Origin of the sequence: Halobacteriovorax sp. RT-1-1, from assembly GCF_047085455.1 — a bacterium.
In the GTDB taxonomy this organism is placed as follows: Bacteria; Bdellovibrionota; Bacteriovoracia; order Bacteriovoracales; family Bacteriovoracaceae; genus Halobacteriovorax_A.
Genome location: NZ_JBKIXZ010000001.1, coordinates 1,503,775 through 1,519,601, shown reverse-complemented (window position 1 = coordinate 1,519,601; position 15,827 = coordinate 1,503,775). Strand labels below are relative to the sequence as shown.

17 protein-coding genes are annotated in these 15,827 nt (G+C 36.9%); 13 read left to right on the top strand and 4 right to left on the bottom strand.

The features are described 5' to 3' along the window. The first annotated feature begins 75 nt into the window (after positions 1–75). Together ACMAWV_RS07540 and ACMAWV_RS07535 are read left to right on the top strand one after the other, a co-directional pair. The gene (locus ACMAWV_RS07540) at positions 76–513 is read left to right on the top strand and encodes a HesB/IscA family protein (protein WP_103217462.1); all 438 of its coding nucleotides are present in this window, start codon (positions 76–78) and stop codon (positions 511–513) included. Between the two features lie 3 nt (positions 514–516). Beyond that, positions 517–1,317, top strand: coding sequence for a LysR family transcriptional regulator (locus ACMAWV_RS07535; protein WP_103217463.1), 801 nt, complete (start codon positions 517–519; stop codon positions 1,315–1,317). A gap of 29 nt (positions 1,318–1,346) precedes the next feature. On the opposite strand, the gene ACMAWV_RS07530 is transcribed toward ACMAWV_RS07535, so the two are convergent. Both ACMAWV_RS07530 and ACMAWV_RS07525 read right to left on the bottom strand, forming a co-directional pair. After that, a complete protein-coding gene (locus ACMAWV_RS07530) occupies positions 1,347–1,844 on the bottom strand; it encodes a hypothetical protein (RefSeq protein WP_103217464.1) in 498 nt (165 codons plus the stop codon). A 128-nt stretch (positions 1,845–1,972) separates the two neighbouring features. Next, entirely contained in the window at positions 1,973–3,700 is a 1,728-nt protein-coding gene (locus ACMAWV_RS07525) for a DUF6178 family protein (RefSeq protein ID WP_412469645.1), read from the bottom strand. A gap of 230 nt (positions 3,701–3,930) precedes the next feature. Between ACMAWV_RS07525 and ACMAWV_RS07520 the strand changes: the two genes are divergently transcribed. Genes ACMAWV_RS07520 through ACMAWV_RS07480 form a run of 9 tightly spaced genes read left to right on the top strand, consistent with a single transcriptional unit; the run spans position 3,931 to position 12,527 of the window. Continuing rightward, positions 3,931–4,635: a Crp/Fnr family transcriptional regulator gene (locus tag ACMAWV_RS07520; protein ID WP_103217466.1), complete on the top strand. Its 705-nt coding sequence runs from the start codon at positions 3,931–3,933 to the stop codon at positions 4,633–4,635. Positions 4,636–4,687: 52 nt separating this feature from the next. Further along, positions 4,688–7,132: a heavy metal translocating P-type ATPase gene (locus ACMAWV_RS07515; protein WP_412462697.1), complete on the top strand. Its 2,445-nt coding sequence runs from the start codon at positions 4,688–4,690 to the stop codon at positions 7,130–7,132. Further along, positions 7,132–7,308, top strand: a complete 177-nt coding sequence (gene ccoS, locus ACMAWV_RS07510) for a cbb3-type cytochrome oxidase assembly protein CcoS (RefSeq protein WP_103217468.1) — start codon at positions 7,132–7,134, stop codon at positions 7,306–7,308. The genes ACMAWV_RS07515 and ccoS overlap by 1 nt, the downstream gene beginning before the upstream one ends. 8 nt (positions 7,309–7,316) lie before the next feature. Further along, the gene (gene ccoN / locus ACMAWV_RS07505) at positions 7,317–9,470 is read left to right on the top strand and encodes a cytochrome-c oxidase, cbb3-type subunit I (RefSeq protein WP_103217575.1); all 2,154 of its coding nucleotides are present in this window, start codon (positions 7,317–7,319) and stop codon (positions 9,468–9,470) included. A 2-nt stretch (positions 9,471–9,472) separates the two neighbouring features. Then, positions 9,473–9,673, top strand: a complete 201-nt coding sequence (locus ACMAWV_RS07500; protein WP_021267131.1) for a cbb3-type cytochrome c oxidase subunit 3 — start codon at positions 9,473–9,475, stop codon at positions 9,671–9,673. Continuing rightward, positions 9,666–10,277 (top strand): cbb3-type cytochrome c oxidase N-terminal domain-containing protein, encoded by a 612-nt coding sequence (locus tag ACMAWV_RS07495; RefSeq protein ID WP_158246832.1) that lies wholly within the window; start codon positions 9,666–9,668, stop codon positions 10,275–10,277. The genes ACMAWV_RS07500 and ACMAWV_RS07495 overlap by 8 nt, the downstream gene beginning before the upstream one ends. 24 nt (positions 10,278–10,301) lie before the next feature. Next, complete coding sequence (ccoG, locus tag ACMAWV_RS07490) at positions 10,302–11,705, top strand: cytochrome c oxidase accessory protein CcoG (RefSeq protein WP_392991655.1); 1,404 nt, start codon at positions 10,302–10,304, stop codon at positions 11,703–11,705. Beyond that, entirely contained in the window at positions 11,689–12,402 is a 714-nt protein-coding gene (locus ACMAWV_RS07485) for a sulfite exporter TauE/SafE family protein (protein ID WP_146037819.1), read from the top strand. The genes ccoG and ACMAWV_RS07485 overlap by 17 nt, the downstream gene beginning before the upstream one ends. Next, complete coding sequence (locus ACMAWV_RS07480; protein WP_021266605.1) at positions 12,393–12,527, top strand: hypothetical protein; 135 nt, start codon at positions 12,393–12,395, stop codon at positions 12,525–12,527. Before ACMAWV_RS07485 ends, ACMAWV_RS07480 begins: the two co-directional genes overlap by 10 nt. 237 nt (positions 12,528–12,764) lie before the next feature. Here ACMAWV_RS07480 and ACMAWV_RS07475 read toward each other — a convergent pair whose 3' ends face one another. Further along, positions 12,765–13,232, bottom strand: coding sequence for a hypothetical protein (locus ACMAWV_RS07475; RefSeq protein ID WP_103217473.1), 468 nt, complete (start codon positions 13,230–13,232; stop codon positions 12,765–12,767). A gap of 157 nt (positions 13,233–13,389) precedes the next feature. Between ACMAWV_RS07475 and ACMAWV_RS07470 the strand changes: the two genes are divergently transcribed. Both ACMAWV_RS07470 and ACMAWV_RS07465 read left to right on the top strand, forming a co-directional pair. Beyond that, entirely contained in the window at positions 13,390–14,715 is a 1,326-nt protein-coding gene (locus ACMAWV_RS07470; RefSeq protein WP_412469646.1) for a cation:proton antiporter, read from the top strand. Between the two features lie 37 nt (positions 14,716–14,752). Beyond that, positions 14,753–15,469: a diacylglycerol/polyprenol kinase family protein gene (locus ACMAWV_RS07465; protein ID WP_412462701.1), complete on the top strand. Its 717-nt coding sequence runs from the start codon at positions 14,753–14,755 to the stop codon at positions 15,467–15,469. A 43-nt stretch (positions 15,470–15,512) separates the two neighbouring features. On the opposite strand, the gene ACMAWV_RS07460 is transcribed toward ACMAWV_RS07465, so the two are convergent. Continuing rightward, positions 15,513–15,800 carry a hypothetical protein gene (locus ACMAWV_RS07460; RefSeq protein ID WP_146037820.1) on the bottom strand — a complete coding sequence of 96 codons (288 nt, stop codon included), beginning with the start codon at positions 15,798–15,800 and terminating at the stop codon, positions 15,513–15,515. Positions 15,801–15,827: the final 27 nt, after the last annotated feature.

The window sequence follows — 15,827 nt, the reverse complement described above, 5'->3', positions numbered from 1 at the left end:
TCAAGAAAAACCTCTTGAAAAGGATTCGTTTAATTGCTAAAAGCCCTCTAACAACACAATTTAATGGAAAATCTAATGGAAAATCAATCTGACAACGCACAGCAGTCTGAGCATTATAATATTGACCGCTCACAAGTTGTACTACCACAACTTACTTTTACTCAAGTAGCACAAGATCAACTCAATCTTATGCTTGAAAATGATTTCACACTACAAGGAAAGTACTTAAGAATCCTTATTAGTGGTAAAGGTTGTGAGGGATTTAAGTATTCAATTGGGTTCCATAACTTAAATGATGATGATTTTTTAATTCCTGTCCCTTGTATGGATATCGAAGTTATTATTGATCCATTTACGGCATTTTATCTTGGTGAAACTTTAATTGATTACCAATTTAATTATATTAATGACGAAGAAGGTTTTGTTGTAACTAATAAGCAACAAGAAGAATTCCAAGGCAAATTCTGGCGTAAAGATAAGACAAAGATTCCTCCTAAGGCAGAGGCCCTGTAAGCAATGGACTATCGTTACCTAAAGGCGTTTACTCTTACGGCAAAATACTTAAGCTTTTCAAAAGCTGCCGCAGAGTTGAAGATTGCTCAATCAGCAGTTTCAAGACAAGTAAAACTCCTTGAAGAATCGATGAATGAAGAGCTTATTATTCGTTCAAGTAAGAAAGTTATTTTAACAAAGAAGGCCAAGCAACTTCTAAAGTCTATCGACCAATTTGAAGATAGCCTTGGTAATATCTTTGAAACCACTCAAGAGCGTCCTGTACATATCGGGATTCTAGATGGACTACTAGTTAACTGGTTTAACCCTATCCTTGCAAAGTATGCAAAGAATTATAAAAGAGATATTTTCATTCACGTTGCCGATAGCCCAGCACTTAGACGTGGGATTGAGGATGGTATATACGATATTATCTTCTCAACAGATAATTTCCAATCAGACCTAACGTCATCTTTAAAATTATTTGAAGAAAAATTTGTGATCATCTCAAATGAAGTAATCAATAAGAGGAAGCTTCACGAGTATACGTGGATTGTTTTTAGTGAGCTTGACCACCTTCATAAATTATCAACAAAGGCGCCACCAAAGAAGATCGTTGTGGACTCTCTAGAGAGTATCAAGGCACTTGTAAAGCATGGTGTGGGGATTGCTGTTGTACCAGATCATACATTATCGAAGCACGATAATTTTACGACAGAGCAAGTAAGTGGACTAAAGAATATGAATATCTATATGACTACTTTAAGCTACAAGAATCAACCGGCATTTCTAAAAGAATTTATTAAGATTTTAAATACGAAATAAAAAAGGCGAACATTTAGTTCGCCTTTTTTTTATTTTCTTTTGATGTCTTTGATTCCAACAACACCAATTAGGAATACTTTGTTTGAGATGAAATGAAGAGTTTTAGTTCTTCTATTTTCAAAATTAAAGAGCCAATCTTCACCAACTCTTTCTACAGATGCAGAATACTTTTTACGACTATCATTTACTCCACTATAAAGAGTATCGATTTCGATATCACCACCATCAGAAGGGTTTAAGTTACTAACTGTGATCTTAACAACATCGCGATCGCTTCTTCTTACAAGAACAACACCTTTCATCACTTGTTCGAGAGAATATGTTTCATTTCCAATGATTTTTCCCTTATCAGAGAATTCTTTTTTATAGACTGATGTCACCTCTCCCATTTCTTCATCAACGTTAACACCTAGATGATAGAAGCTCTGATCCTCGTCATTTGTGATATGAACAAGCTTAACCTGAGCGGCCATTAGTGATGTTGTTGTGACAACTGTTAAAAGAAGTAATTTCATCAATGATTTCATATTCATCTCCCTCTCAAATTGATACGGCATATTGCCATTAATCACTTGTTAATGGGAGAGAAAATTTTACAACTATGTAAGAAAGACAATTCTTCAAACATTAGCCATAACTAATAACACGTATTAGACTAACTTAAGGTGTTAAAAATAATAGGCCCACCAACGTGCTTAAACTCATCATCACGAAGATTTTCAAATTCGTAACCCGTTAAATGGTCGTGTAATATTTTCAGGATATACTCATTAATATTCTCAATTTGATCAAGTCCAAAGGTTTGAGCAAAGCCTGCAACCTTTTGGGTAATGTAATCATTTTGAAAAATACCTGAGCTAAGGTTAGATTTCTTAGAAAATTCTCTAAACTCTTCAATTGAAACACCCATTTTGCGAGAGTCATCTTTGTCAAACTTATCAAGACTGTAGTTAATAAGAGTTGAGAGGATGATGGCCTCAAAATCAATTGAGTTAATATCGTAGTTTAAATAGAAGTTATCAGAAAGCATGCCATCGTCTTTAAGAGATAAATAAGTCTCTTTAAGTGTTTTAATAAAAGGCATCAACTCAATTAGAAGCTTACACTTGCTTTGTAACTTTCTCCAGACTTCAACATTGTTAACAACAACAATCTTATTGTCATTGTCACGATACTTCACAAGATCACTAAAGAAATCATCTAGAAATAAATCAAAAGAAGCACCTAAAAAATTCTCTTCAGTATCTTCAAAGAGATGATTTCTTAGCGCCTTTTTCACATCCTTTTGCAGAATGCGAATGAGCGAATTTCCAATCTTATAAATATCAGTAAAATCAAAGTACTCAAAAATACTTTCATCAGCAAAGTTTCGGATATCTTTAATATAAGACATTCCAAGAAGGATTAATTCTCGGTTCTGATTCCCAATACGAGTCATAGCAACAGGGCCATCTTTTAAAACCCCATAGTACTCCATACTTGCATTAAGCATGCGAATAAAGTTGAAATGTAGGTAGCTAAAGCGCTTCTCATCTTGAACCTTATTCAGCTCCTCGTGAATACTTGCAGCATTCTTTTCAAAGGCAATAATCGAATTTTGGTGAAGTGTTTGAAGTTTACCTTTTGTCGAAATATTACCAGTTAGAGGCTGTTTTTTGTTAATGAATAAATCAATATGGCCAACAGAAGGAAATGGATTAACCACTTGTAGGGCCTCGAAATAATCAACGAAGCCAAAGTCTCTTAGCCTTTCTTTCTTATCTTGATACTGATTCTCATTGTAGATCATATAGTCTTCAGAAATCATTTTAAAAAGATGCTGGTAAGCAGCTTCCACTCCAACTTCAGTATAAAGGTCTTTGATAAGTTGGCGTACTTCATCGACAACTTCATTATCTTCATCAAATTCGAATAAAAGAAGATTATCTTCAGTTAGAAAGTAGTTGTCGTGATCATCTGGATAGAGAGGATCTTCAACATCGAAAGTCCAAACATTGAAGCGTCCCTTAAGAAATAAAATGAACTGATCTGATTTTACAAATTCATAACGAATTTCTTCATCAGGACACTTAGCAACTGTACTTACCCATGATGTGAATTCATTGATATCAAGTTCATCTTTTGTCCAAAGGTCAATATCATAGAAAGTTTCTCTTTGCTCTTTAGACAGAAGCTTAAGAGCGTGAGATTTGACTTCAACAGGCAGGGCCTTAATTGAGACATAAAGTGGCTGAACAGGTAGCTTTTCAAGGCTTTCTCCTTTAGAGATGTAGCTATTAACTAACTCCATCGAAGTATAGGCCTTAGACTCTTTAAGAATTAAAGAAATAACGTCAGTAGTCGCTAAATTATTACTCTTATTGTCTTTCTTATTGTCGCTCATTTTTTGTCCACCAATATTGTCAAATAAGCCTTTAATTTAAGCTATTTAACTTAAGTTGTTAACCTAAATCTAAAGTTTGTACTGCGATACAGTAAATTACTAAAAATATTAAGAAGAAAAACACCTTCTAACACGAAAACATGATATTCGTCATATTATTTCCCCTATAACTTATTTAATTTAGATATATGAAGTGATAAGATTGGTTTAACCAAGAAAAGGTATAAATTATGGAAAAGAGACAGTGTGTAGATTGCCCATCAAGAGAGTTAGGGATTTTCTGTGGGTTATCAAATGAAGAAGCCGCTAAAGTATCACTTACTGCATCTTCATTAAGGTTTAAACGTGGTGAAAAGCTGTTTTCGCAAGGAAACCGCCCAGCAGGTATCTACTGTGTACAATCAGGAAATATCAAGCTGACAAAAACAGGCTCCGATGGAAAAGAGACAATTGTGAGAATTGCTCAACATGGAGATGTTATTGGCCACAGATCACTATTTACTGCTCAAGACTTCAATGGAACAGCAACGGCCATTGATAATGTTTCCGTATGTTTTATTGATAAACCAAGTTTATTAAAACTAATCAATGATAAACCAGCAATTGCGCTAGAACTAATTAATAAGTTAAGCCGCGACATGGGAATTGCAGAAGAGCGCTCAAGTGCTTTCCATCAAAAAAATGTTCGCGAGAGAATAGCTCAACTTCTACTCGATCTTGCTAAGACTCATGGTAACGTGCTTATCAATGGTGAAATTCAAATCGAGCTAAAGCTTACAAGAGAAGAGATGGCCACAATGATTGGAACGGCCAATGAAACTCTAATTCGTATTATTTCTGAATACAGAAAAGACGGTCTTATTGATCAAAATGGTAAGTTAATCATTATCAAGGATGCCGCTGAATTAGAGAAGAGAGCTGAAGGCGTTTATTAAAGTTTTACTATTTTAAGTTTATAAAAAAAAGATAACTAACAAGAATGTAGAGATGGATATCCAAAGTATCACAAGCAAGAGACAGGCTTGCGAGGCACAAGTGTGCCTTCACTGCTCTGAAGAAATTGCCCCTGGTGAGCTCATCACTAATGAAAGAGATGGCAAATTAGAAAAGTTTTGTTGCTATGGGTGCATGAGTGTCCACTCTCTTCTTCTTAGTAATAACCTTGAAGATTTCTATCGCTATCAAAATGAGCAAGGCTCTCAGGCCAATAGCCTAAAAGAGCGCCCTACGACATCTGCCAATAAATTTGAATACATGGATAGCGAAGCTTTTATTCGCGAATACATTACAATTGAAGGAGATAAGCTTAAAGTTCACTTTCTACTTGAAGGTGTCCACTGCTTTGCTTGTATCTGGTTAATTGAAAGAATCTCAAAACTTGAAAACTCAGTTATTGAGGCCCAGGTTAATATTGGAAATAATTTAGGTAGTTTCACAATTGATACAAAAAGACCGTATTCAATTGCAAAGCTTGCTGCAACTCTTGCGCAACTTGGCTACACTCCTCACCCGTTTAATATTGAAAAAGATCAAGAAAAGAAATTAAGTGATCGTCGCGATATTCTTCAAATTGGAGTTGCAGCTTCGGCCATGAGTAATATCATGATCTACGCTGTTTCAAATTATGCCGGGGCAACTGGAGATTACGTAAAATTATTCGATGGAATAAGCTTTGCATTTTGTCTTCCAGTGATTCTTTATAGTGCTAGGCCAATCTTAGTTAATAGTGTCAGTGCTATTAGACTTAGAAGTACTAATGTCGATATTCCACTAGCAATGGCAATTGTCTTTGGCTTCATACTGTCGGCAATTAATTTCTTTAGAGAATCTGGACCTGTATACTTTGATTCAATCACAACACTTATATTTCTGATTTTACTGTCACGCTACTTTGTAAAGATGTTGACTCAAAAATCAATGTCGACAAAAGGCATCTCCTCTCTATTTCTAAACACTGGAGTTAAGAAGATTGTTGGCGATACAATTAAACATGTCTTCTCTAATGAAGTTGAGGTTGGTGATCAAATTCTTTTTGAAGAAGACGAAAGAATTATCTACGACGGAAAGCTTGCAAGTGAAAAAGCACTAATTCTAAACTCAATTAATACAGGAGAGAGCCGCCCACTTGTTGTTAATAAGGGAGACTTCATAGCAGCAGGTGCTGTAAGTTTGAGCAATGACCTCAAACTTGAAATTAGTGCAATTGGAACGCAAACAAAACTAGGTAAGAACCTATCAGCAATTGAGAATAATACAATCGTAAAAAACCCTGCCAATGTATGGGCACAAAAAATTTCACGCTACTTCACAATTGGAATTATCGTTCTAAGTATCGTGGCACTTATTCAAGGTCTTTATACTGGAGACGTTTCAAAATCATTTGAAGTCATCCTAGCAATTTTAATAGTTGGATGTCCCTGTGCCTTTGCTATGGCCACACCAATTGTTGTTGCGACTAGAATTAATAAGCTTAAGTCGTATGGTATCTATGTTAAAAACGAGCTAAGCCTAGAAGAGTTAAATAATGCAAAGAATATTATCTTTGATAAGACTGGTACTCTTACAAAAGGAAAGTTTGCAGTAAGTAGTTTTACAAATCAATCTGATCTAAGTGATGAAGAAATCCTTGCTTTAACATTTACTCTTGAAAGAGCGGCCCAACACCCTATTGCTTTTGCACTAAAGAAATATTCAAAACAAAAACTATCAAATACTGATCTCTCTAAGTACGAAGATATAGTTGCTGAGGTGATTACAGGAAAAGGTGTTAAGGCACAAATCGAAGACACAACTTACTTTATTGGCAAGGGCATACTTGATGCAGAGATTGCCCTTTTTGCTGATGAAGTGATTATTGCCACTTTTAAAATTGAAGACAGCATCAGACCTGAATCAAAAGAGCTTGTGAACTTCTTGCAACAAAGAAATATTGATATTCACCTATCAACTGGTGATGCTTCAGAGATGGCAAAAAAGATAGCGAGAGAAGCTGGCATCAATGAGGCAAGTCTTTATATTGAACAAAGCCCGGAACAGAAGCTAGAGCTTGCTAACAGACTCGAAAATGTTGTCTTTGTGGGTGATGGTGACAACGATGCTCTTGCCATGATTAAGTCTAATGTATCAATTGCAATTGGTGCACAAGCAGACATTGCCCTTAGAAGCTGTGACATTTATATGCCACAAGAAGACTTAAACCTCATAAAGGTCTTATTTAAAGTTGCACGTAATGTGAAAGGTACTTTACGCCGTAATATTATGTTTGCAGTTACTTATAATATCGCAGGAATAACATTGGCGCTAATGCATATCATTACTCCACTGCATGCGGCGATTTTAATGCCAATCAGTTCATTAACAGTTCTTCTTTCAAGTACACTTCCGTTAATTGGATTTGATAAGAGAATGTTAAAAAATAAAGGAAAAAGCTGATGGAAGTCATTATCGTTCTACTACCGATTGCAATATTCTTAGCAGTAGGATTTCTGTTGTTTTTTATTTGGGCGACTAAAACGGGTCAATATGATGACTTAGATACGCCTTCTATTAGAGTTTTATTTGAAGAAGAGAAAAATAATATTGTTCACAACCAAAAAAAGGAAGAATGATTATGAGCATGAGTACAAATGCCAATCTAGAAGAGTTCTCGTATAACGACAAGATATCGAAAGCTTTTCTTATGGCGACAGTTTTCTGGGGGGCGATTGCACTATTTATGGGTGTCTTTATTGCTTTCCAATTGGCCTATTGGAAACTTAACCTAGGTATAGAATGGACAACTTTTGGCCGTCTAAGACCACTTCACACAAATGCTGCGATTTTTGCATTTGTTGGAAACGGGATGTTTCTGGGAGTTTACTATTCAACTCAAAGATTATGTAAGGCAAGAATCTTTTCAGATTTCTTATCTTGGGTACACTTTTGGGGATGGCAGCTGATTATTGTTTCAGCAGCTTTAACTCTACCTCTAGGGATTACAACAGGGAAAGAGTATGCCGAGCTAGAATGGCCAATTGATATTGCCATTGCAGTTATTTGGGTAGTCTTTGCTGTTAACTTCATTGGTACGCTAGTTAAAAGACGTGAACGTCATATGTATGTGGCCCTTTGGTTCTACATAGCAACAATTGTAACAATTGCTGTTCTTCACATCTTCAACTCTCTTTCTGTTCCAGTAAGTTTTTTAAAGTCTTATCCAATTTATGCTGGTGTACAAGATGCGATTGTTCAATGGTGGTATGGGCACAACGCTGTTGCCTTCTTCCTAACAACTCCGTTCTTAGGGATCATTTACTACTTCTTACCAAAAACTGCTAATCGTCCAATCTATTCATATAGACTTTCGATTATTCACTACTGGTCTCTAGTATTTATTTATATTTGGGCAGGTCCTCACCACCTTCTTTACTCATCTGTTCCAGATTGGGTTCAAACACTTGGTATGACTTTCTCAATTATCCTATGGATGCCTTCATGGGGTGGGATGATCAACTTCCTTCTAACACTAAGAGGTGTTTGGGATAGAGTTAGAACTGAGCCAATCTTAAAGTATTTTGCTACGGCCGTTACTTTCTACGGTATGGCAACTTTTGAAGGTCCACTACTTTCAATTAAATCGGTTAACTACATCGGTCACTTCACTGACTGGGTTGTTGGTCACGTGCACGCTGGTACAATTGGTTGGAACTACATGCTAATTGTTGGTGTTCTATACTACTGTGTTGAAAAACTATGGAAGACAGAATTATATTCTAAGAAAATTGCTAACGCTCAATTTTGGTTAGCAACAATTGGTCTTCTACTTTATATGATGTCAATGTGGGTAGCTGGTATTACTCAAGGATTAATGTGGCGTGCAGTTGATGCTACAGGGAAACTTGTTTACCCTAACTTCATTGAAACTGTAATCAAAGTTATTCCAATGTACTGGGTACGTGCATTTGGTGGTGTATTCGTTCTACTAGGTTTCTTCTTAATGATCTTCAACCTATGGATGACTTATAAGAAATCAAAGTATGTAAACAAAGACAAAGAAGAATCAGAAGAAGTATTTAAAGCGGCACCTATTTCAGCTCACCCTGAAGATGCAAATGCTGAAACTCACAGAAAGCTTGAAGGGCTTCCTGTTACTTTTACTGTTCTAACTTTAGTTGCAATCCTTGTTGGTGGAGCAATTGAAATTATTCCTTCAATGCTTTCAAACAAATTTGTCGAAGTAGACCCTAGAGTAAAACCATACACTCCACTAGAGCTTCTTGGTCGAGATATCTTTGTTAAAGAAGGATGTTACGTTTGTCACTCTCAACAAATTCGTCCAACTGTTTCTGAAAAGCTACGTTATGGAAATCCTTCAACTGCAGCAGAATCTGTATACGATAGACCATTCCAATGGGGATCACGTCGTATCGGTCCAGATCTTGCACGTGTAGGTGGAAAATATAATGATATGTGGCACTACCGTCACATGATTAATCCACGTGAAGTGACAGCAGGCTCAATCATGCCTAACTACGACTGGCTAACTAAGAAGAAAGTTAACTTCAAAATGCTTCCAAAGAAAATGGATGTTATGGTTGCACTAGGAACTCCATATAGTGAAGACGAAGTTTCGAATGCTATTGATCTTGCAATGGAGCAAGCAACTCAAATCACTAAGGGATTAAATGAGTTTGGTGTACCAATGAAGATGCAAGATAAAGAAATCATCGCACTTATTGCGTATCTACAAAGACTTGGAATTGACACAAAAGAAACTAAGTCAGAGGAATAGAGATGAAATCTGAAGTAATGCAAAATATGCCGTGGGAATGGATGCCAGCAGTGTCGCTATTCATTTTTGCGGCCATCTTCTTAGGGGCCTTCTTCTGGTCAATGAGACCGGGCTCAAAAGAGCTTTATGAAGAAGTTGCCAACAATGCACTTTCTGACGGCGAAGCAGTCGTTAATGAAAACAAAGGAAGCAACAATGACTAACGAAAATAATAAATCGAAACAGGAAAATATCGTACTTGAGGATGAGAAAGATCTTGTTATGGATCATGAGTACGATGGTATTCAAGAGCTCAACCACCCGCTTCCAAGTTGGTGGACTGGGGTTTGGGCCCTATCATTCATTTTCTCGATACCTTACTTTATGTACTACGTACTAATGGATGGACCAACACTGTTGGATACATACAAGGTAGAGATGGCTGAAATGCAAAAGATCATCGATGCAGAAGCAGCAAACACTGCCAACTTCGATATTCAAGCATACGACAGCTACGTGGCCACACCTGCAGCAAAAGAGCTTGGTAACACTGTTTTTATTGAAAACTGTGCTGCCTGCCACTTAGATGATGGTGGTGGGGACATCGGTCCAAACTTAACAGATAAACATTGGATTAATATTACTAAACTTGATCCAGAACAAATCTATAAGTTTGTTGTTCATGGTAATGAAGATAAAGGGATGCCTGCTTGGGGAGATATCTTAAGCAAGGAAGACATCATGGCCGTTACTGACCACGTATTAGCACTGCAAGGAACTACTCCTGCAAAAGCGAAAGAGCCACAAGGTGAGCTACTTAGCGAATAAAATTAGAATTTGAAAGAGAAAGAAATGGCAAAGAAATCACAATTTGAATTACACGAATCAAGACTTGGTACAACTGACGACAGTGGACACAGAGTCTTCCTGTTCCCTGAAGAAGTTAAAGGGATCTGGAAAACCAGGCGTGAGATATTCTATTGGTTTCTTATTTTTGTCTATCTAGTCTTGCCGTGGATATATATTCAAGGAGAACAAATGATTCTCCTTAATATCCCGGCCAGAGAATTTTCATTCTTTACATACAAATTTTATGCCCACAATGCGCCTATTTTAATATTTGTGATACTCGGTTTTCTTTTCTTTATCGGGTTTATCACAAGTATTTTTGGGCGCGTTTGGTGTGGTTGGGCATGTCCACAAACAGTCTTCATTTCATCAATTTTCCTCAAGCTCGAGGCCCTAATTGAAGGAAAGCCAAGAGCGAGAAAGAAACTTGCTGAAGGCCCTTGGACAAAAGAGAAACTTATTAAAAAATCTCTTAAGTGGATTGCTTTTCTTGCAGTCTCACTACATATCTCACATACATTTTTGGGATATTTCGTAGGTACTCATCACCTACTATCAATAAGTTTTCAAAACCCAGCTGAGAACTTCACACTATTTACGATCATGCTTCTCATCACAACAATTGTCCTTCTAGACTTTGGTTGGTTTAGAGAGCAATTTTGTATTATCGCTTGTCCATATGGAAGAATGCAGTCTGTAATTATGGATGAGAACTCACTAGCAATTCTTTACGATGAAAGACGTGGAGAACCAAGACGTCAGCCAGGAATGAAACCTGAAGAGCATGGTGATTGTATCAACTGCTATGCTTGTGTAAAGGCCTGTCCAACAGGAATTGATATCAGACGAGGTGTTCAACTAGAATGTATCGCTTGTACAAACTGTATTGATGCATGTGACGACATCATGTTAAAAACGAATCGCCCGACAGGACTCATTCGTTACGACACTCAAAGTAATATTGAAGGAAAAGGGCGCCATATTTTCTCAATTCGAAATATTAGCTACCTAGTTGTTCTAATTGGTCTACTAATTGGATTTGTTTATAGTGTTTCAATGTCACAAGGAATCACAACAACAGTCCTTAGAGGTCCAGGAACACCATTTACAGTAAGTTCACCAACGACAACAAGAAACCACTTTCATATTGTAATTGAACAAAGTGGTGAGATTGTTGAAAGAAATATTGAAATTGCAGTTGAAGGGATTAAAGAAGGCTCTTACGAAATGAAGATGCCCAGAAATCCATTCATCTTCAAATCAAACCACGAAAGAAAAATTGTCTTCATTGTTTTTAATAATGATGTACTAACTAACGGAAGCTTAAAGTTTAATTTCATTATAAAAGATCTCGACACAAATGAAGAGATCAAAAAAGAGGCGGTTTTAGTTGGACCAACTAAGTAGTCTGCAGGGAATTTCACCTTATGTAATCATAAGCGCAGGTCTGACAATGGGACTTGTTGCAAATTTCCACTGTGTGGGAATGTGTGGTGGAATTACCATGGCCGTCTCTAAGTCCTTTAGTCAAAATATGTCCTACCAAGTAGGCAGACTATTGGGCTACATGGCCACAGCACTGGTTATTCCGGTGCTTGGTTTTACAATCCTTGATATAAAATCAAATCCATACCTCATGCTCTTTTCAGGGCTAAGTATTGGATTGATCTTAATCTGGATGGGACTTAAAAGACTTTTTAAATTTTCAAATTTCAAATTAGCTCAAATAGTCTCTCAAAAATTACACAATCTAAATGCAAGGCTTTGGCCAAAGATATCAAAGAAAGTAGGAAATAAACCTCACCTCTTTAATTTTTCAATTGGAGGTATTAGTGTTCTACTTCCATGTGGGCTATTATGGGCGATGTTAGCACTTGCAATAAGTGCGGCCTCTCCAACACTTGCGGCACTCTTTGTGTTCTTCTTTTGGCTAGGAACACTACCAGGACTTCTCCTTGGGCCAAGTGCGATTAGGAAAATAAAATTTCCAACTCGTATTCAAGCTGGAGTCCCTTACTTATTTTTAATTATTGGAACTGCCACAATTGTCTATCGTGTGTATATGATGTGGAGTCCAGCGGCAGGAGCGCCAACATGTCACTAAAAAAAATGATAACAAAATTCTTTCAAGACCCAGAGTTCTATGCATTTAACTTTTTGCTCTTCACTGTGATCATCCTCTTTCCTTGCCTACTCGTTGCTTTAACAGTTAAGTACTGGTCTTGGTAAGAGGGTGCCATGCTAAGCTCAAATTACTCGTACAAATTAATATTATGATAAACCTCGAAGGGTGTTTTGAAATCAAACATTTTTCGAGGTCTCAAATTAATAATACTCTTAAAAAAAATCATTCATCATAATTCTCTCCAAGTACTTTTCGTTAACAGAGAGTAAAGTGAAATTCTTGCCATGGCCTTGATTTGACATGGCGTAATTCCAAACTGCCAACTTCGAAGGCCAGCTAAACTACTTACACTCTCGCATGCGCTGAAGTAGTTCACTATCCTGTTCTTGAATTCGAGGTCTTAAATACTCAACAATTGAAGAGTTTTCTTGAAGGATACGAACTAAGCGACATAGAAAGACATTATCTTCTGGGCTCTCAACAATTGACCAGCCATCAACGACATTATTTGTTTCATAGAAAAATTTAAAAAAGAGTTCTTTGTACTCAAGTTTTACATTCTTTCCGGCCTGAGCAATTAATTGTTCGCCAAGCGCTTTATCATGAACAGAAAATCCCCACGTCAGTCGATCACCACTTCCAAGATCTAGCGTTCCTTCATAAGTTTTAAAGAAGACACCTTTCTTTGTGATTCGCACTAATTTACCCGAGCGAGTCCCATCAGACTTTGGATAATTTAAAATTCCCCAACCTAGAAGACCTGCAATAATTGCGAGAATAAAAAGTGTGAAATAGATTTTCTTCTTCAAATGAACAACCTCGTTAAATAATTGATAGCTCTATTGTAGCCATTTACATCCTTAGTTGTAAAAAACTTAATATTATTAACGCATCTTTATACCTCTTAAGTTTGATCTAGCGTCTGTGTGCGTTAAATTTCAACAAAGCCAATGAGCGAGGTTAAATGTGTTCGACTTCATCGATTTAACAGATACCCAGGCCGTTATTCCAATTCTAGGCCTGTGCCTTCTGTTATGTCTTGTGGTAGCACGTTTTACTAAATTTATAGGAATCCCTAAGGTCAGTGGTTTTATTATGCTAGGGATTATTCTAGGGCCATATGTCACAGGCCTAATCACTCACGAATTTCTTGAAAAAACTAATTATCTTTCTGACCTTGCTCTAGGCCTTATTCTCTTTAATATTGGCGGGGAATTTAATAAGTATCTCTTAAGGCGCTTAAGCAATGAAATCATTAAGGAAACTCACCTTAAAGTTTTTCTGATGTTCTTGATTAGCAGTGTTCTCTTTGCCACTTGTCTTGCTATCTTTACCGGACTCTCCTTAACAAATATTTTTATAATATCCTCAATGCTTGGAATTATAAGTATCGAAGCGGCTCCCCCTACAACGGTACTAGTAATGAAAGAATACAACACACATGGCCCAATTACTGATGCAATCATGATTCACTTGGCCGTTGTCACTGGACTAACAATTGTAGGGAGTTTATTTTTGACTTCAATTTTTGAAGCAACAGACCTGTGGCCTTCTTCTGCCTCTGCTTATCAGTCACTACTTTCCATGGCCAAAGAAGTGATCGGATCAATTGCAGTAGGAGTTGTACTGGGACTTCTTCTTACTTGGCTTGAAAATTTTGAGAATAAGATTGGTAACTTTCTCTTTTCCATCATAACAATGATTCTCTTTGCTCAAACACTCGCTTATTTCTTAAAGTTGAATGTTCTCTTAATATCGCTAGTTTTAGGTTTTACTGTCACCCAAGCTTCTTCAAAAGGTCGCCTCATTCATACGACAGTTAGAGATATTGGAAGTTCACTCTATGCCATTTTCTTTGTCTTTGCTGGCACCCATATCAATATTGCAGGGCTTATATCTGATGACGCACTCTTTGTGATCATGTACATCGTCATTCGAACACTATCTATTTTTGTGGCCCATCGCTTCTTTGCAAAGCGAGTAAAAAGCAATGATTACAGTATGTTAGGTCATTGCCTCTATTCACATGCTGGTACGGCCATAGCTATTGCCATGACTATTCAAAGAATCCCCCATATCACAAGTGGTATAATCTTTCAGACCATCATTTCCAGTATATTCATCTTTGAAATTGCAGGGCCACTTATCCTCAAAGAGGCCCTTAAACGCAGTGGAGAGGTCTCTTTAGAGTCCCTGAGTGATGGGCAGTATAGTTATGGACAGGATCGCCGATCAATCTTCAAAATCACCAAAGATTTTATCTCGAACAGTCTGTCAGGACTAAAAAAATAGTTTTGTCAGGATTAACAACCTGAGTTAAGATGCACATATGGATACGACAATTGCAAATAATGAAAAAAACGATGTGGAAACATCGACTAAAGATATAGCTGAACAAGTTTCACAAGAAGAAAACGATACAAAAGAAGAGATAACGAAAACGAGAAAAGACCTACATATGCCACGTAGGATTTTCCACTTTTCGATGGGCCTTATTGCGGGAATGATCTATAAGCATTTTCTTACTCACGCCCAAGCTGTTCACATCCTTGGTATTGCTACATGTGTATTCTATATTCTTGAACAGATAAGAATTAACTATCCAGAAAATAAATTAATGAAGCTAGGTAGCCGCTACCTTTTACGTGCAGAGGAACAACTTAAAGAGTCAGCTTCCATGCCGTATCTTATGGGCCTACTTCTTACAATCTTAACTTTTCCAAAAACGATTTCACTAGTGGCCGTCTTCACTCTTGCTGTTTGTGACCCATTAAGCGCAATCATTGGAATTCGTTTTGGTAAAACTAAATTAAAAGCGAATCGCTCCCTTGAGGGAACTTTGGCCTTCTTAATTGCCACACTTGCCATTCACCTAATGGTGCTTATAAATGTCTATGAGTTTAATATAAAGATAGCACTCGTTTCAATCTTCAGCTCCCTTGTGGTAACAGCAGTAGACTTTATGGATTTTAAAATTGATGACAACCTAACGATTCCACTTTCAACAGCTGGAGCGCTTTGGTTATTTATGGCAATTTTTCTTTAGAAAGATAAATAGAAAGATAAATAGAAAGATAAGTAGAAAACTACTAGAAGAACTTTAAAAATTTCTTCTTCTTTATTTGCACGCGACGATAGAAAGCTTCATTCTTAGCCTCATGCTTCACTTCCACTAGTCCTTCTCTAATAAACTCATTGAGATAGGCTTCGAGGACTTCCATATTTACATCATCAAGAAGGCTTAGATCTTCACTCTTTATTGAAATGAGAAGATTTTCCATATTCATCCATTCAAAGAATGATATATTCTCCAGAATAATCTCTTTTGCTAAATCGATTTCATCGTCCTTGAATGTATGCTGCATTTTAGAATTCACTTTTAAATTCTCCTCGCTCCATCTATT